The organism is Enterococcus raffinosus (assembly GCF_018917525.1).
GTDB classification, from domain to species: domain Bacteria; phylum Bacillota; class Bacilli; order Lactobacillales; family Enterococcaceae; genus Enterococcus_A; species Enterococcus_A raffinosus_A.
The window spans coordinates 20,177-35,160 of the sequence record NZ_JAHLOS010000027.1 but is presented as its reverse complement, the minus strand read 5'-3'; the positions used below and the strand labels follow the sequence as shown (position 1 = coordinate 35,160).

At 42.6% G+C, this 14,984-nt stretch carries 13 protein-coding genes; 5 read left to right on the top strand and 8 right to left on the bottom strand.

Annotated elements, in window-relative coordinates; all coding sequences use genetic code 11:
- Window position 1 precedes the first annotated feature (1 nt).
- The 6 genes from KQI58_RS15525 to KQI58_RS15500 form a co-directional block, all read right to left on the bottom strand.
- Window positions 2-1,615: an FAD-dependent oxidoreductase gene (locus KQI58_RS15525; RefSeq protein WP_216409950.1), complete on the bottom strand. Its 1,614-nt coding sequence runs from the start codon at window positions 1,613-1,615 to the stop codon at window positions 2-4.
- A 133-nt stretch (window positions 1,616-1,748) separates the two neighbouring features.
- Entirely contained in the window at window positions 1,749-2,165 is a 417-nt protein-coding gene (locus KQI58_RS15520; RefSeq protein WP_216409949.1) for a hypothetical protein, read from the bottom strand.
- Between the two features lie 305 nt (window positions 2,166-2,470).
- Entirely contained in the window at window positions 2,471-2,857 is a 387-nt protein-coding gene (locus KQI58_RS15515; protein WP_216409948.1) for a C-GCAxxG-C-C family protein, read from the bottom strand.
- A gap of 28 nt (window positions 2,858-2,885) precedes the next feature.
- Window positions 2,886-3,323, bottom strand: a complete 438-nt coding sequence (locus tag KQI58_RS15510) for a GNAT family N-acetyltransferase (protein ID WP_216409947.1) — start codon at window positions 3,321-3,323, stop codon at window positions 2,886-2,888.
- 26 nt (window positions 3,324-3,349) lie between these two features.
- Entirely contained in the window at window positions 3,350-5,497 is a 2,148-nt protein-coding gene (locus KQI58_RS15505; protein ID WP_216409946.1) for an ATP-dependent helicase, read from the bottom strand.
- A 421-nt stretch (window positions 5,498-5,918) separates the two neighbouring features.
- Complete coding sequence (locus KQI58_RS15500; protein ID WP_367397944.1) at window positions 5,919-6,965, bottom strand: PocR ligand-binding domain-containing protein; 1,047 nt, start codon at window positions 6,963-6,965, stop codon at window positions 5,919-5,921.
- Between the two features lie 171 nt (window positions 6,966-7,136).
- On the opposite strand from KQI58_RS15500, the gene KQI58_RS15495 reads away from it, so the two are divergent.
- From KQI58_RS15495 to dhaL, 4 genes are all read left to right on the top strand, one after another.
- Window positions 7,137-8,273, top strand: a complete 1,137-nt coding sequence (locus KQI58_RS15495) for a glycerol dehydrogenase (RefSeq protein ID WP_216409944.1) — start codon at window positions 7,137-7,139, stop codon at window positions 8,271-8,273.
- Window positions 8,274-8,311: 38 nt separating this feature from the next.
- Window positions 8,312-8,710, top strand: coding sequence for a dihydroxyacetone kinase phosphoryl donor subunit DhaM (gene dhaM / locus KQI58_RS15490; RefSeq protein ID WP_216409943.1), 399 nt, complete (start codon window positions 8,312-8,314; stop codon window positions 8,708-8,710).
- 1 nt (window position 8,711) lies between these two features.
- Window positions 8,712-9,695: a dihydroxyacetone kinase subunit DhaK gene (gene dhaK, locus KQI58_RS15485; protein ID WP_216409942.1), complete on the top strand. Its 984-nt coding sequence runs from the start codon at window positions 8,712-8,714 to the stop codon at window positions 9,693-9,695.
- 109 nt (window positions 9,696-9,804) lie between these two features.
- On the top strand, window positions 9,805-10,401 hold the full coding sequence (gene dhaL, locus KQI58_RS15480) for a dihydroxyacetone kinase subunit DhaL (RefSeq protein WP_216409941.1): 597 nt from the start codon (window positions 9,805-9,807) through the stop codon (window positions 10,399-10,401).
- A gap of 89 nt (window positions 10,402-10,490) precedes the next feature.
- Here the strand turns inward: dhaL and KQI58_RS15475 are convergent, their stop codons facing one another.
- Together KQI58_RS15475 and KQI58_RS15470 are read right to left on the bottom strand one after the other, a co-directional pair.
- On the bottom strand, window positions 10,491-12,068 hold the full coding sequence (locus tag KQI58_RS15475; protein WP_216409940.1) for a carboxylesterase/lipase family protein: 1,578 nt from the start codon (window positions 12,066-12,068) through the stop codon (window positions 10,491-10,493).
- Between the two features lie 242 nt (window positions 12,069-12,310).
- Window positions 12,311-13,657, bottom strand: coding sequence for a CHAP domain-containing protein (locus KQI58_RS15470; protein WP_216409939.1), 1,347 nt, complete (start codon window positions 13,655-13,657; stop codon window positions 12,311-12,313).
- 426 nt (window positions 13,658-14,083) lie between these two features.
- Between KQI58_RS15470 and ypfJ the strand changes: the two genes are divergently transcribed.
- On the top strand, window positions 14,084-14,977 hold the full coding sequence (gene ypfJ / locus KQI58_RS15465) for a KPN_02809 family neutral zinc metallopeptidase (protein ID WP_216409938.1): 894 nt from the start codon (window positions 14,084-14,086) through the stop codon (window positions 14,975-14,977).
- Window positions 14,978-14,984 lie beyond the last annotated feature (7 nt).

Sequence of the window (14,984 nt, the reverse complement as noted above, 5' to 3'; positions counted from 1 at the left end):
TTTACTCCTCAATCAAAATTGCCGAAATGCCAAACCCTGCTAAGATACGCGCAGAAGTATAGGTGTTCAAGCCTTTTCTAAAAGTAATATAGACTTTGCGATCTCTTGGAATCTCATTGATCCGATCCCGCAGTTCATTCATGGGAATATTTTTCGTTGCTTCGATACTGCCGGATGTTGCTTTATCCGGTTCACGAATATCCAAGAAAAAGGCATTCGCTAAATCTTCTGCTGGAATATCTGTGACTTTGATCGTCTCTACCACATTGGTCATTTGATTGATCGCTACGTAACCTGCGATATTCAATGGATCCCGGGTGGTTGAATACGGCGGTGAATAAGGTAATTCCAAGTCAGGCAAATCAAAGACCGTCAGATTGCCGGTGATCGCAACGGATAATTCACCCATTCGCTTATCGACCCCTTTTTCACCGACGGCTTGGCCGCCTAAGATTTTTCCGCTGGTGGCATCAAAAATAATTTTTAGATTCAAGCGAGTTGCGCCTGGATAAAAATAGGCATGATCAAACGGCGTCACAAAAATCGATTTATAATTGGTAATCCCTGCAGCTTTCAACGCATGCTCGGTCATTCCTGCATAGCTTGCGGTGTAGTCAAAGATTTTCGCTACCCCGGCACCGATATAGCCGCGATAGCGCATCGGTGTACCGTTAAGCATATCCGCCAACATATGACCTTGACGGTTCGCGGCGCTAGATAACATGCTAGAGGTCGCTAATCCTGTCACCAGACTGGTTGTTTTGATAATATCGCCAATCGCGTAAATATCTGGAACGTTGGTTTCTAATTGATCGTTAACGATGATCTGACCATCATCGGATAATTCAATACCGGCCGTTTTTGCCACCTCATTATTTGGTGCTACACCAGTCGCAAATAAAATCAGATCTGGGTTAAGACTTGTGCCATCAGATAGCACGACTTCTTTTCCCGCCTGACGAATTTCTTCCACGTGAGTACTCAAATGAACCTGCAAGCCCTTTTCGATTAATTTATCATAGATCAGATCGGCAATTTCTTCATCATAAGGAAAAGCCACCTGCGGCAATTGATCGACTAAGGTAACATCCATTCCCCGATGTTTAAAGTTTTCCGCTAATTCTAAGCCCATGACGCCCGCGCCTAAAACTAAAACATTCTTAGGATCGTGAGCATCCATATAGGCTTTGATATCCGCTGCGTCTGTAACACTGCGTAGGACAAACCCATTTTCCGCTTTATCTGCGCCTTTGATTGGCGGCAGGGTTGGGCGAGCACCTGCGGAAATTACTAATTTATCATAGTTCGTTGTTGATTCCTCACCAGTCCGCAAGTCTTTGACCACCAATTGCTTCTTATCCGAATCGATTGCTTGGACTTCGTGCTTCGTCAAAACATCGATATTGTTTTTTACTTTCAGCGCTTCTGGTGTCCGTTCAATCAATGAATCCAAGTCCTCGATCACTCCACCTAAATAATATGGCAACGCGCAGCTAGCGTAAGAAATATTTTCTCCCCGTTCATAAATCACGATCTCGTGCTCTTCATTCAAACGACGCAAGCGTGTGGCGAATGAAGGTCCGCCTGCTACTCCGCCGATAACGACAACTTTCATAGTAAAAATCCCCTTATACAATCAAATATAGTCATTCTTTTCTGATAGTACTATTTTTTTAAAAGACCAGCAAAGAATTGTTCTTCCGGCAATAATAAAAGACCAACCATCTTCACGGATGATTGGTCTTGATCTATTCTTTTTGCAGTTTTAAGGTATTTTTTGACTTGCCGTTTTTCATTACTTCTAACTTTAAATGGTTGCGGTCCAGCTTAGTCACCTGATACTCTACCGTATTCCCATCATCCGTCATAATGATGCGTTTCTTATTAGAATTCACCGTTATTCGAGCTTGCTTTAGGGCCAGAGCACCTTTACACTTGATACTCCAATTAGTAAAGCCTTTGTTTTTTGCTTTGAATGAATAGTCAACTGACTGATTCCTCCAATCTCCCTGCAGCCAAGCAGAATTATTCAGCGTTGATCGTTGAATGACAGTGAACAAAAGAAGAAAGGCCAAAACCGCTATAGCCGCGGCAATTTGTTTTTTCCATCGGACTAGATAATTCACAAGATTTATTTTGATTTCTTGAATAATTGAAATACTCACCTTATGAATCCTCCTCCATTCAGCTTTTTTCATTTTCTACATTTAGATAGTGAAAATCGTAACATAATATTTTGGAGGTGACAAACTCTTTTTGTGTTCGTTTATTTTACCGGATGAATTAAAGAGGTTGTGGCAGAAGTGGTCAACTTCAAGAAATTTCGGCTTATTTCCGAATGCTAGTTCTGCTTAGTGAAACTTAGCAGTAACTGTATGCGGAGCTTGCGTAGAAGAAGCTACTTCTGGAACACCGAATATTCGAAAACTGGAGCTGTAACAAGACCTTTGTCACAGCTCCTTGCTTATTTTTAATCTGCTACATTTTCGTCAATAATTTTTACCGCAGCACGGACATAGTCAGAACAAGGACGTTTTCCCAGCAGCTTGGTGCAATAAAGCGAACCGCAGGCTCCTTCAAAGTCCTGGGTCATTTCCACCATCAACTTGCCAGCCTCATCGTCTTTGCATTTAGCAGGATCAGCGTTTTCTGGTGTCCCCTTCAAATAATTAGCTACTATATAGGTCCCGGCTAGAGCACCGCACAACCCCTGATAATTGCCGCCGCCGAAACCTGTCGCAAGCTCATTTGCTTTCGCTTCAGTAATCCCCAACTCCGTACAATAAGCACCGACAACCGCTTGGCAACAGTTACGACCTGCTTGAAAATAAGTCATTGCTTGTTCTTGATGATCCATCACCTGTCCATCCTTTCACTCGATCACTCTAAAGCTGCTTTACCAATGTAATACAAGGTACGCCATCCTCGTCGTAGGGCTTTCCCACGCTACAATATCCCAAACCTTCGTAAAATCCGGCCGCTGTTAATTCCGCGTGAATAATTAGTCGTTCAATCTGCTTTTCCTTTGCCAAGGCTTCCAGCGAGTTAACGACACCGCTGCCTAATTGCTTGCCTCGATAGTCCTTCAAGGTTGCTACACGACCAATCCGGGCAACACGTTCATCCTCTTGTAAAAAACGAGCCGTCGCCACTGGAAGGGCTTCATCAAACAGCACACTGTAAATCGTATCTGGTTGATCCTTTTGATCAAACTCATCAGATAAGGCCAAGGATCTTTCTAAAACAAAGACCTGTAGGCGGATATAGCTGCTGGCCGCTCGCAAATGAACGCCATTCCCTACTTCGATTCTCAAATTGTCCATAAGCCCTCCCGTTTTCCTTCATTATACTATTTTTTTGGGTCTTCTTTGAGCGGTAGTCCCGCTTCTTTTAAAAAGGGGGACGGCTCGGTTGCTTTATTATTGACCGTTTTAGGGTAGGTCACATAGAGGTTTTCCTTCGCGCGAGTGATGGCAACATACATCAAACGACGCTGCTCTTCGATTGTAGTAGGCGGAGCAGCTTCTTCCTTGGCCTTCTTCAGATCACACTCAGCTTTTTTGACTGTATGATGGTTTGGCAACGCATCTTGGTACACCCCTTTGATGAAGATATTTTTCTTACCTAGTCCTTTACTAGCGTGAATCGATAGCAGATAAACAGCATTCAATTTATCCTGATCGTAATCATTCAGGCGTTTTTTCATCCCTTGATTTTGCTCACTAGCCTGCTGGTAAGCTGCCAAAAGTCCCGGCCAATCGCCAGCTGCCGTTAATTCTTTGTTCAGCCAGCCGGCTTCTTCTTCACTCAACTCCTTTTTGAATTTCGGTGTCGAAAGTAAGGCAGCTGATAACGGAGCAAGCTCTAACTGTTTACCTTGATAAAACAAATAGATTTGCTTAAAGAATTGCTTCGCTTGATTTTGAGCTGCCTGAGACAGCTTACGCTCACTGACTAAAAAAGCGACGAGATCATTAATCTTGAATTTATTTTGATTGAATAATTCCTCGCTGAATGTGGCGCTGGCACCAAATTTGATGAAATGATAAAAGGCGTATTGCTGGATAATTTTTTTTAGTGCTTCATTTTTTTGCTGAATCGTCGTGGCTGCCGCCAGCATGTCCAATTGTTGAAAAAGGGTTTTGAACAAGGGTAAACCGAAGATTCCCAGTAAATCATCATTGGTTGGCGTCACAAAGGGAATTTTTTGTTTTTTCAGTTGCTTCAATAATGAACGCAATTGCACCCGGGTTGGGTACAGGACCATCGTCTCCCGATAATCAGGACTGCCATCTTTCAGCGGCGTATTTTTCGCCAGTTCTTGGATTTTTCTTCCAATCCACGCGGCTTCTTCCTCGTCATCAGAAAAACCAATGGCATAGCAGTCATGTACCGTTGTCGTTTTATTTGCGATCATCGTTTTTTCTAAACGGTCATGAGCATTGTGTTGAATCAGTCGATTCCCTGCTTCGACGATCGGTGCCTCCGAACGATAATTGGTCATTAATTTCAAGGATGTTTGCTGATACTCTTGTTCAAACGCTTTGATATAGCTCGGTTCGGCTCCGCGAAAATAATAAATACTTTGATCGTCGTCTCCAACGATAATCAGTTTTCTTGAATTTTTCTCTTCAGCCGTTTTGTCAGGGGGACAAATCAACGCCACGATTTGTTTTTGCAATGGATTGATGTCTTGAAATTCATCAATAAATATATAGCGGTATTTTTCCTGTAAAGAGTTGCGTGCTGCCTCGTCGTTTTCCAAAATCAGCTTGAGATTGTACAACATATCGTCAAAATTAATAAATTGTTCCTTCTTTTTCAACAGCTCCAACTCAGCCAAAAATTGTTGAAAAACCACACTCAGCTTTTGATTTAGCAGAAGCTCCTCCTGATCAAAATGCTGCGCAACAAAATCCACCATCTCCTGATCGGAATACCCCATATTCCGCCAATAACTAATCCGGGAAACAATCGGACGTTCTTCAAATTTATCGAAATTATACAAGCGATATTTTTTGATCAATTGATTGACAGTTTGATAATAGTGCTCTTCGTCGATCGTGCCTACGATTCCCCACTGCTTCGCTGCGGGAAATTGACGGATTAACTCATTGTACTCGGCATTGAACCATCCGTGAAAGGTTTGAACGCTGATGCGGGCATAGCCGCCCAAATAGTGATTGACCCGCGCTTCCATTTCCAGCTTCGCCTTGCGAGAAAAGGTGCACATCATGATCGTCTTAGGATCAACGGAATTTTCCAGCACTAAATAAGCTGCTTTGGCACAAATCGTCTGGGTCTTGCCGCTTCCGGCACCAGCAATAATCCGTAAATGCGTCTGCATCGGAAAACGAATCGCTGCCAGCTGATCTTCACTAAAGGCATGACCGCCATTTTGAGCGACCAATTGCTGCAGGGTATCTTGATCCTTTCCTGCATTTATGTCCGCCTCGATTAAATCGGATTTTATGTAATTTGAAAGCTTTGTAAGCATCTATCAATAGTCCCTTCTATGTAAAAAAATCATACCTGTTCATTATACCGAAATTCCAAAACTTTGATAGTGATTCCCGTATTGCATAAGAAAGGCTTCGCGAACTCGCTCAGCTTTTGAGCACCAGTTAGGTACTGTTCCACATCAGCTCTGCAAGCAATCACTGTGTGTCTCAGCAATAAGACCAAAATATTTCTAAATTGCCAAGAAACACAGTGATTAAAGAGAACTGATGTTGATTGGTACCTCCTCGGTGCTTCTCAAATTTCGAAATATTTTTGCTTATTGCCGTAAAGCTAGTTCGTGAAGCCGGACATGGATATACCCGCTGTAAAGCGATTCATTCATGTGAAAGTTTTATATTTTCCTTATAATTAAAAAGGACTGGATAAAGGAAATTATCCAGTCCTTCCTATGATGCCTATTTCTCTTTCAAGCGCTCAACTAATACTTCGCTAGATCGAAAGTTTTCTTTTCGATAATTTAGGGGCGTTATTCCGGTGATTTTTTTAAAGCTGCGAACGAAATAGCTTGGCTCCACATACCCGAGAGCATCACTGATTTCACCTATTGACCAATCCGTTGTTTCTAATAATTGCTGCGCCCAATAAACCTTAAGCTTGCCGTATATTTTACTAAAGGGTTCACCAAACTCCTCTTTTAATAACCGGCTTAAATGACTTAGCGAAACGTTCGTCACAGTCGCCAGTGTGCCCAGATCAATATGGCGTTCCTTGTTTTCAAATACCAGATCAATCGCCGGCTGCAACACCGTATTTTTAGCTAAATAGACCCCGTTAGACTCCTGTAATCGATTCTCCAGCTTCGAATGCTGAATATCGTTTTGGACAATTTCCAAATCCAGCGCATTTTTTTCAATTGAAACCTCTCTTTTTGTAAGCCGCAGTGTCTGCTTATAAGCCTTGATCAAGTAATCCTTCTTAATTGCTTCACTGACGATATACTCGCTGATCTTTTCAAGCATCTCAGCTGATTTCCGCAAATCCTCTTTAGTAAACGTTGGATACTGAGCTATTAAATCCTGATGCTCTTCTTTAAACGTTTTCAAAAACGCTTGATTTTCTAGCTGCAAAACCTGCTCAAGCTCCTCTTGCCCCTCTTCTAACAAGATCTCCCCTGCCATGATCGCTCCTACATACCGACTGTCAATCATAATCGGGATCGCCATATCGACAATATTGAAATGGCAACGATAGATGAAGGGCTGTCCTGTCCGAACCGCCTCTAATCCGCCTCTCGAATCACATTTTTCACAATGAACCGAGAGCTCCGGATGGCTGCGAACCAATTGACAGAATGGCTTTACTTGGCTGTGCTTAGTAATCGGCTTTCCCCGAAAATCGACTAAAATAATCGCTAAATGCGTGGCTAGCGCGATGCTCTCCTGCACGGACTCCCATTTATTTAAATCTAACACCTGCTCAATATCAAATTGCGTATCACTCACATACTCACCTCTCGAATGCATTATAGAACTTTTCTGTAAAATCACAAAATAATTCTATTTCGCAAAATAGATCAATTGATTTATATAAGAAAACGGTAACATAGTTCAATGTATTTTTTATGATAACGCTTTATGATTAGCCTGTAAATAAAACCAAGGAGGATTCATCCCATGAGAAAAGCACTGATTTTACCAACAAAATACGTTCAAGGAGAAGACGAATTACTAAATTTAGGTTACTTTGTTTCAACCTTCGGCAAGAGCGCCTTATTGATCGCCAATCCCGATGATGTCAAACGCGTTCGTCCACAATTAGACGCGACCGCAGAAAAATTCAATATTTCATTTATTGAAGGCGGATTCAATGGAGAAGTAACTCGTGAAGAAACCCAACGCTTGCAAGCCATCGCCAAGGAAAAACAAACAGACTGCATCATCGGCTTAGGCGGCGGCAAAGCGATTGATGCGTCAAAAGTCGTCGCTGAAGGTGAACGATTAATTATTGTTCCGACGATCGCCGCTCAAGATGCGCCTACTTCACATTCTGCCGTTCTCTATCATGCTGACGGTTCTTTTGATGATTATGCGTATTTCAAGCAAAGCCCGAGCGTTGTCTTAGTCGATACGAAGGTTATCGCTAAAGCACCTACTCGTTTTCTTGTTGCCGGAATGGGCGACGCACTATCGACTTACTTTGAAGCACGAGCTACTCACAATTCCTATTCTCGTGTCAACGCAAGCTTGCCAATGGGCTCCCGTGAAGGACTAACACCTCCTGCCAGCGGCACCTATGCCGCATTAGCTATGGCAAAGCTTTGTTGGGAGCACCTGCAAGAAGACGGTTTGAATGCAAAAATCGCCTGTGATGCAGACTTAGTGACTGAATCCTTGAATAAGATTGTTGAAACCAATATTTTGCTTTCCGGCTTAGGTTTTGAAAGCGGCGGTTTAGCAGCTGCTCATGCAATCCACAATGGCATGACCGTGCTCGAAGGAACGCACCATTATCTTCACGGCGAAAAAGTCGCCTTTGCAACATTGGCACAGCTTGTTTTAGAAGATGCGGATACTGCTGAAGTTACTGCCGTCATGGACTTTATGGCAGCAATCGGTCTACCGCTCACCTTAGCCGATCTTGGTGTAGACTCGATCACCTTTGAAGAAGCTCTAGAAGTCGCAAAAATCGCTTCAATCCCTGAGGAATCGATCCATTCAATGCCCTTCCCGATCGTGGAAGAAGAAGTTGCCAACGCCATTATCGTTGCCGATCGCATCGGTCAAGCTTACAAAGAAAAACATCACATGTAATTGAATTATCCAATTACTGGACGAAGGAGCACCTTTTTATGAACAAAGCAATTCTATTAATCTCTCATAGTCAAAAAATCACCGATGGTATCAAAGAAATGATCGAACAAATGGCGCAAAGCGAGTCGCTGCAAATTTTTTCTTTGGGCGGTACCTCTGAGGGTGAATTAGGCAGTGATCCGACGAAAATTGTTGATGCTGTAAACGAAGCACCGTCAATCGACAAGTTTTTCGTCTTTGCTGATCTTGGCAGTGCCGTTTTAAGTGCAGAGTTGGCTTTTGATATGTTGGAGGAAGCTCAGCAGGCCAAATATGTATTGGTCGATGCACCACTAGTCGAAGGTGCCTTTGCGGCTGGTATTACCGCAAGTCTCTCTGATGACTTCGAGCATATCCTAGCGGAAGCACAGAATGCTCCTAAGAAAGGCTGGAATTAAGATGAAAAAAATTATCAATGAACCGCAAAATATTATTGAAGAAATGCTAAGTGGGATTGTCAAAAGCTATCCCAGTCTGGTCCATCGAGTCGACGATTCGCGTGTTATCGCAAAAAATGATGCGATGAAGCAAGTCGGTCTCGTGTCTGGCGGCGGAAGCGGTCATGAACCGGCTCACGCTGGATTTGTTGGTAACGGTATGCTTAGCGCGGCTGTTTTAGGAGATGTCTTCACTTCACCAACGCCCGACCAAATCGAAATGGCGATCAATGAAGCAAACCAAGGCCAAGGCGTACTCTTGATTGTCAAAAACTATACTGGCGACATTTTAAATTTTGAAATGGCAAAAGACTTAGCGGAAATGAACGATATTCCGATTGAAATGGTGGTGGTAGACGATGATATCGCCGTTGAAGACAGTACCTACACAGCCGGTAAACGTGGCGTGGCTGGAACGGTTTTAGTTCATAAGATCCTTGGGGATGCTGCTAGAAATGGCGCAACGTTAACTGAACTAAAAGAACTTGGTGATCGTGTGGTAGCTGCGACGAAAACTATCGGGGTGGCCTTAAAAGCTGCGACCGTTCCCGAAGTTGGTAAACCTGGCTTTGTTCTCGCGGAGGATGAAATTGAATTTGACGTGGGAATCCATGGTGAGCCAGGCTATCGAAGAGAAAAAATTCGTTCTTCAGAAGACCTCGCAAAAGAAATGGTTGGAAAAGTGCTTGCTGCCTACGATCAGAAACCAAAAGAGATTGGGGTTTTAGTCAACGGCATGGGCGGAACACCGCTGATGGAGCAGTTCATTTTTATCAACGATGTCCTAACTCTATTAGGACAAGAGAATATTCACGTTTCCTTCCATAAGGTCGGCAATTATATGACTTCGATTGACATGCAGGGACTGTCACTAACCTTCATTGATTTGGCTGACGCGAATTGGCAAAAAGCCTTGAAGGCTGAGGTCGCTACCATCTCTTGGTAACAAGCCGACTACTAAAAAGCAAACGTTGCAACGTTTGCTTAACATTGAGTCTATGGCCTAAGAATCAGACTTATAATTAAGGACACTAACACAAATGAGGAGTAAGAGCATGAACATAACCGTAACAGAAATTCAGGATTGGCTGTCGGATTTTGGTCAGTTGATCGAAGAAAATAAAGACTATTTAAGTGAACTCGATACGCCAATCGGTGACGGCGATCACGGAAACAACATGGCGCGAGGAATGAATGAATATAAGCAGGTTTTTGAAGCAAAGCAGCCCGCAACAATCAGCGACACCTTCAAAATACTATCCATGGCTTTGATTTCAAAAGTCGGCGGCGCCTCGGGTCCATTATATGGCTCGGCCTTCATGAACTTGACCAAAGCAACGAAGGATATCACCGAAATCACGAGCCAAGAGCAATTAGGAGAGCTGCTAGAAGCCGGCTTAACCGGTGTTCAAGCGCGAGGAAAAGCCCAACCTGATGATAAAACGATGGTAGACGTTTGGGATTCAGTTGTTCAAGCGCTCAAACATTCCGAATTAACCAAAGACCGCATTGAAGCCGCGAAGGAGCAGACAAAAGAAATGCAAGCCAAAAAAGGCCGTGCTTCTTATTTAGGTGAACGCTCCATTGGTCATATTGACCCTGGTGCTGCTTCAAGTGCGCTGCTTTTTCAAGCGTTGCTGCCTTACCTCTAATTACTAACGACTTTTAATAAAGCATCCCCGCCAAAGGATCTGGCGGAGATGCTTCGTTATGGGGATGCTCCGAGCAGTTTCAATCGCTGCTACCAAAACTTGTGTAAAAAGAAATCGACATCTTCTTGATTTGGTCGTTGACGAACTTCACTTTTTTCATTTAGGACGAGAATTTCTTGTTCCTCAAAGGTGTATTTAGGCCATTGAACCTCGACCTTTTCTCCCTGATTTGGGTCACCTGAGACGATAAAGTTCAGCCAACGATTATGCAGCTCTTCTTTAAATTGCGCTTTTTCCTGTGTCAATTCAATCTCTTTAGGCACAGTATCAAAAACGAAAAAGAGCTCCATCGCATGAGCGGTTCCTAATCCCTGCTCATCTAGTTTCGGCATATCTAAATCAAAGTTATAATAGTAGACATTCTTCCCTTGCTGCGCCATCTCATTGGCAAAACTTTCACTGCCTATCCGCATAGCGTAATAGAAGACATCTCTAGCTCGCTGTGTCGCACTATGCGCATCGTCTACTGGATATCTTGTCAACACTTCCTCGGCCTGATCGCCAAAGGTCCAGCGAATCATCTTTTGATAGTCTTCCTCACTGACACCTTCAGGAGTAAACATCGTTCCTTCATCTGTGTTATACCCGGCTAGGAGATCGACTGAATTATAATTTCCATCTTGCAATGCTTGATAAGGATTTTCCAGAAGAACCTTTCCGTCAAAAGTCGGCCACAAGTTATAATCTGTCACGTTTGTAATATCAATACTAAATTGGCTCTCCTTTGCCAATACTTGCGGATCGAGCTGCTGCGCTTCGGCTAATGTTTCAATCCCTAAGTGTTTGCGAAAAGCCTCTGCAGTTTCTAAGGCCTGTTGTTTATCACCTGTGCTCTTAGGAACGACCATCGGCTGTCCCATGATACCGCCGCTTTCCATGATTGCTCGCTGGAAAAGTCCTTTGGCTAAGGGGCTCATCACTAAATTCGAAACACTAAAGGCGCCTGCCGACTCCCCACTGATCGTAATATTTTCGGGATCACCCCCGAACGCCGCCACATTCTTTTTGACCCATTCCAAGGCCTTAATCTGATCTAGCGTGCCTAAGTTTCCGACATTTCCATACTTTTCAGTGACCTCTGGAAAAGATAAATTACCAAGCGCACTCAAGCGATAAGGAATATTGATTTGAATCACGCCGTCCTTGGCAAAACGTGTGCCATCATACATTGACTTCGCAGGGCTTCCTTGCGTATAAGCACCTCCATGAATAAAAACTAAAACCGGCAGCTTCTCTTTTTTTGGTTCAGCGGGTTTCCAAAGATTCAGATAAAGACAATCTTCATCGTAGGTAAGCCCCTCATCCTTTTTAACAACCTGGACAGCTGAAGGTCGAAATTCCGTACACGCCAACGTCTCCGTCCATTTTTCCGGATCTTCAGGCGGCAAAAAACGTAGCTCATTAACCGGAGGTGCGGCAAACGGAATCCCTTTAAAACTAATAACATCCTCCTTTTCCTGTCCTTTGACTGGACCAAACTTCGTATCTACCACCAATGCATCTTTCTGATGATCCTCTTTTGTAGCGGGAGCATCCTCCGTTTTCCCACAAGCCGAAAGCAGCAACAGTGTCGCAGTTGCACCAAACCACAGCCATTTTTTCTTCATAATATCCTCCTTTTTAGATAATAAGGGCGACTCATAAACGTACAAATGAAGCAGTCAGTATTTTGTCTCTCAAGCTTATTTTAGCAAATAATGGGAGGTTCCTATTAAGCTGAAACAAACACAAACTTTATAAGTTTTAAAAAAAAGGATTAATTGCGGAACAAAAGTCAGAATCAATTATTTTCAAAATTTCAGATCAAAAAAAAGAACCTCCGATTTCTCGGAAGCTCTTTGTCTAATCCTTATGGATGAATATATTGTAAGCCAGCTGCGCTTAATGTCGCAGTATTTGGTCCAGTTGGTGTTGGGAAGCCCATACCACCTTGAGTAATAGTGATTGTATTGTTTGACGCATTGTATGATTGAACATAGGCAACGTGTCCGTATGATGGATCAGCATTCCATGTTCCAACTGATTGACCTTGTGCGAAGACAACGATCGAACCAGCAGCAGGTGTGCCATCTACTTGGAATCCATCAGCAGCAGCTGAAGCACCCCATTGACATCCGTTCCCCCAGTATGTTCCAGCCCATGGTGCCACGTTTTTAACATACCATGTACATTGACCTACTGCATACATGTTGCCTGAACCAGTGTGATCGACTTTGTTTCCGCCGGTACTTGCAGCAGGAGCAGGTGTTGGTTCTGGTGTTGATGTTTCAGTTGTGCTTGATTGCTCAGTTTTTTCAACTGTTGCAGAAGATGAAGTCGAACTTTCTTCACTGGCACTTGATGATGCTTCAGTAGAAGAGGCTGTTGAACTTTCTTCCGTTGCTTTTGCTTGTTCTGCAGCAGCTTTCGCTTGAGATTCTTCGAAGGCTTTTTGAGCTTTCGCTGCTTCTTTCGCTTGGCGTGCTTCTTCAGCTTTTTGAGCTTTTGCTGCTTCTTCTTGTTCTTTCAAGATGCGAGCTTGTTCTGCTTTAGCAGCTTCTTGTTCTTTTTTCAATTTAGATTTATCTTGTTCAGCTGTTGCTTGTTCTGCAGCATAGTTTGCTTTCACAACATTCAATTCAGCCTGTTTGTTTGCAATTTCATTTTTTTGTGCTTCTAATTCTTTTTGGTTTGTTTGAATTTCAGCAACCTTTGTTTCATTGTCTTTAACCTTTGCTTCAACCGCTTTTTCATCGGCTTTTTGCTGTTCCATCAATGAATGGTTCGCCTTCACCATGGTTGACATTGCTTGAACACGCCCAATGACATCTGATAATGAATCTGCTTCTAAAACAGCAGAAACATAACTAGAAGCTTGTCCCTTTACTTGGGTATCGCGTGCTTGATTTTTAATGACTTCGTTACGTTTTGCGATACGTACTTTTAAAATGGCAATTTTTTCTTGTAATTTCATTGTATCTTTATTTAATTGATCTTGTTTCGCTTCTAAGTCTTTCACTTTTCCGCTAACTGTTGCAATTTCGCTTGTTAATTCATCAATTTGTGATTGAACACCAGATTGTTTTCCTTGTAATTCACTGATCTTTTGATCTTTTTCTTGGATCTGTTGATCGTAATTATCTGCTAGTGCAATATTCGGTACTGCTGATACTGCGATTGTGCATACCAACAATGCTGATAATAAACTCTTTTTCACTAATTATTCCTCCGGCTATTATGTAGATTTAAAATGTTAGATCGCATAACGTCAGATGTAATTCTACCATAGCGATATATCATGCATATAAAAGAAATGTTACAAATACATTTCAATAATATTTTTTAATTTATTGAATTAATATAAAAACATTGATATACCGCCTCCTAAACGAGATATCCAGCTAAATCGTTACTCTTTCGTTTTATGCTAATCGTATATATACACTTGAAAAAAGTGAAAATAAACTCAAACTAAGGTCGCGAAATGATTATTTATTGATCACCAATTTACTAAAATTAACGGAATAATCCCTTCTTCTTATGTACTGAATTTGAAAGCACTAGGCTTAATTCTTTGGTTCTATGCGCTTTTCGACTAAACTATATTTATATAGAAGAAAGATCGAAAAAAGGGGGAAATGTTATGCGTTGGCGTGGGGATCGGCAAAGTTCGAATGTGGAGGATCGGTCAGGCAGCGGGCGACCCGTCGGGAAAATAGTGACTGGCGGCGGAATTGGTGTCTTTTTGATTGCGATGATCGTCTTCTTTATATCCGGTGGGGACTTAAGTAGTGTTACCGATACTTTAGGCGGTGGAATCACACCAGCTACATATGAAACAGAAAATGTTTCTTCAAAGGAATATACGGAGCAAAAAGAGTTCGCTGCTGTCGTCTTTGCTCATTTAGAAGATTATTGGAATGGGGAATTTGAAGAGCTGAATGAATCCTATCAAAATCCAAAGCTCGTCTTGTTTACAGATAGTGTCAATTCGGCCTGCGGACAAGCTAGCTCACAAGTAGGACCATTTTACTGTCCGGCAGATCAGAACGTCTACTTAGATCTGAGTTTTGCGGATGAATTATCCAATAAATACGGCGCAACAGGTGATTATGCCATGGCCTATGTCATTGCCCATGAGGTGGGACACCATGTTCAAAACGAGCTGGGCATCTCTGCTCAATTGGATAAGATCCGCAAACGCGTTTCGGAGACTGAGTACAATAAATATAGTGTTCGTTTAGAGCTTCAGGCCGATTATTTAGCCGGATGCTTTTCGAAATATCTAGCCGGTGAAACCTATCAAGGCCAACCGATTCTAGAAGAAGGCGACATTGATGAAGCTATCACCGCTGCCAATGCGATTGGCGACGATACTCTGCAAAAAGAATATCAAGGCTATGTTGTTCCCGATAGCTTTACACACGGAACTAGTGAACAGCGCATCAATTGGTTCAAACGAGGATTTAAATATGGTGATTTAGATCATGGCGATACCTTTAATGAAAAGAATCTCGATTTATCAACTGCAGCCTAAAAAAATC

Excerpts from the sequence above, each read along its gene's own strand:
- KQI58_RS15525 (WP_216409950.1), bottom strand. The coding sequence starts at position 1,615 with ATGAAAGTTGTCGTTATCGGCGGAGTAGCAGGCGGACCTTCATTCGCC.
- KQI58_RS15515 (WP_216409948.1), bottom strand. The coding sequence starts at position 2,857 with ATGGATCATCAAGAACAAGCAATGACTTATTTTCAAGCAGGTCGTAAC.
- KQI58_RS15510 (WP_216409947.1), bottom strand. The coding sequence starts at position 3,323 with ATGGACAATTTGAGAATCGAAGTAGGGAATGGCGTTCATTTGCGAGCG.
- KQI58_RS15505 (WP_216409946.1), bottom strand. The coding sequence starts at position 5,497 with ATGCTTACAAAGCTTTCAAATTACATAAAATCCGATTTAATCGAGGCG.
- KQI58_RS15495 (WP_216409944.1), top strand. The coding sequence starts at position 7,137 with ATGAGAAAAGCACTGATTTTACCAACAAAATACGTTCAAGGAGAAGAC.
- dhaM (WP_216409943.1), top strand. The coding sequence starts at position 8,312 with ATGAACAAAGCAATTCTATTAATCTCTCATAGTCAAAAAATCACCGAT.
- dhaK (WP_216409942.1), top strand. The coding sequence starts at position 8,712 with ATGAAAAAAATTATCAATGAACCGCAAAATATTATTGAAGAAATGCTA.
- dhaL (WP_216409941.1), top strand. The coding sequence starts at position 9,805 with ATGAACATAACCGTAACAGAAATTCAGGATTGGCTGTCGGATTTTGGT.
- KQI58_RS15475 (WP_216409940.1), bottom strand. The coding sequence starts at position 12,068 with ATGAAGAAAAAATGGCTGTGGTTTGGTGCAACTGCGACACTGTTGCTG.
- ypfJ (WP_216409938.1), top strand. The coding sequence starts at position 14,084 with ATGCGTTGGCGTGGGGATCGGCAAAGTTCGAATGTGGAGGATCGGTCA.